This is a genomic window from Nguyenibacter vanlangensis, from assembly GCF_013376155.1.
Taxonomy (GTDB): Bacteria; Pseudomonadota; Alphaproteobacteria; order Acetobacterales; family Acetobacteraceae; genus Gluconacetobacter; species Gluconacetobacter vanlangensis.
The window spans coordinates 1-1,205 of sequence record NZ_JABXXP010000795.1 but is presented as its reverse complement, the minus strand read 5'-3'; the positions used below and the strand labels follow the sequence as shown (position 1 = coordinate 1,205).

Annotated in this window: 2 protein-coding genes and 1 other RNA gene; all 3 read left to right on the top strand. The window is 68.9% G+C overall.

Annotation, left to right across the window (positions count from 1 at the left end; genetic code table 11):
* Positions 1–296 precede the first annotated feature (296 nt).
* The 3 genes from HUK84_RS19125 to ssrS all read left to right on the top strand — a co-directional run bounded on the left by HUK84_RS19125 (position 297) and on the right by ssrS (position 1,066).
* A complete protein-coding gene (locus HUK84_RS19125; RefSeq protein ID WP_176641630.1) occupies positions 297–554 on the top strand; it encodes a hypothetical protein in 258 nt (85 codons plus the stop codon).
* A 3-nt stretch (positions 555–557) separates the two neighbouring features.
* A complete protein-coding gene (locus HUK84_RS19120; protein WP_176641629.1) occupies positions 558–899 on the top strand; it encodes a cell division protein ZapA in 342 nt (113 codons plus the stop codon).
* A gap of 9 nt (positions 900–908) precedes the next feature.
* A non-coding RNA gene (gene ssrS / locus HUK84_RS19115) (6S RNA) lies at positions 909–1,066 on the top strand.
* The last annotated feature ends 139 nt before the right edge of the window (positions 1,067–1,205 follow it).

Sequence of the window (1,205 nt, the reverse complement as noted above, 5' to 3'; positions counted from 1 at the left end):
CAATCCAGGAAGGCCGGCAGGACACAGCCGGTCTGTGCCAGCAGGGCCCGCCACCAGGCCGGCCCCAGCAGGCATCCCGCCCCGTCCGGCGACAGCAGCATGCAGGGCGGCGGGGTGTCCATGCGGCGCAGCACGTCCTGCACGCTCCGCAGCTCCGTGGCCGAAGCCACGGTAATGACACGCGAAATGGCCGGATCATCGATCATTGCTTGACGTTGAACCGCGCCCGAGCGATCTCTTCAAGAAGATTGTCGACAGGCGGGATTCAGAACGTGGCGCATGCGGAAGGATCGGATATGCCGGCCGGCCCCCAGGATACCCGGGGCAGCGAACCCGCCGACCGGCTGGAGCAGGCGCTGAACCGGATCGCCTTCGCGCTGGACCGCCGGCGCGACGACGCCGCGCAGGCGGCGCCCGATCCGCATGCCCCCGATCTGCAGACTTTGGCCGCCAATATCGACATCCTCATCGCCCGCATCCGCGACGTGCTCGGTCCCGAAGACGACCGGGACAAGGACGCCTCGGATGCCGGCCGGGATTCGGAGGCAAGCTGAGCCATGGCACAGGTAACGGTCCGCATTAACGGCTATTCCTACGTCGTCGGCTGCAAGGACGGGCAGGAACGCCACCTCCAGGCCATGGCGCAGGAGGTCGAGCGCCGGGTCGAGCGCATCCGCGCCATCGGCGGCCAGAGCGGCGAGGGCCGGATCCTCGCCCTGGCCGCGCTGCTGATGGCTGACGAGATCCACGACCTGACCGCCGAAAAGATGCCCGAGGACACGTCGCGCCAACTGGCCGAGGCGCGCCAGATCCGCATCGAGAACGACCGGCGGCGCGAACAGCTCGCCCTGCTGGTGGAACGGGCCGAAACCATTGCGGCGGCGCTGGAACGCGACTAGATATCAGGGGCGGGGCTGCCGGGCTCGTCAGGCAACTCAACCCCTGGGCCGATAAGCACTTCCAAAGGGAGCTGGCTCTGACGTGATCCTGGTCATGTTACCTGGCGCCCACCTGCACTTGCAGGTCCGGGAGGGCTGAAAAGACCAACGGCCATGGTGGCTCCGCACGCTTCCGCTCTCTCCGACCCGCCCGAACTGGCGCAGGCCAAGGCGGCCCTCCGCCACCGCCTCCGTGCGGTACGGGCCCATCCGCCGGCCGCCCATGCCACCGGGGAATTGTGCCGGCGCATGGCCGGCTGGGTGCGG

Excerpts from the sequence above, each read along its gene's own strand:
- HUK84_RS19125 (WP_176641630.1), top strand. The coding sequence starts at position 297 with ATGCCGGCCGGCCCCCAGGATACCCGGGGCAGCGAACCCGCCGACCGG.
- HUK84_RS19120 (WP_176641629.1), top strand. The coding sequence starts at position 558 with ATGGCACAGGTAACGGTCCGCATTAACGGCTATTCCTACGTCGTCGGC.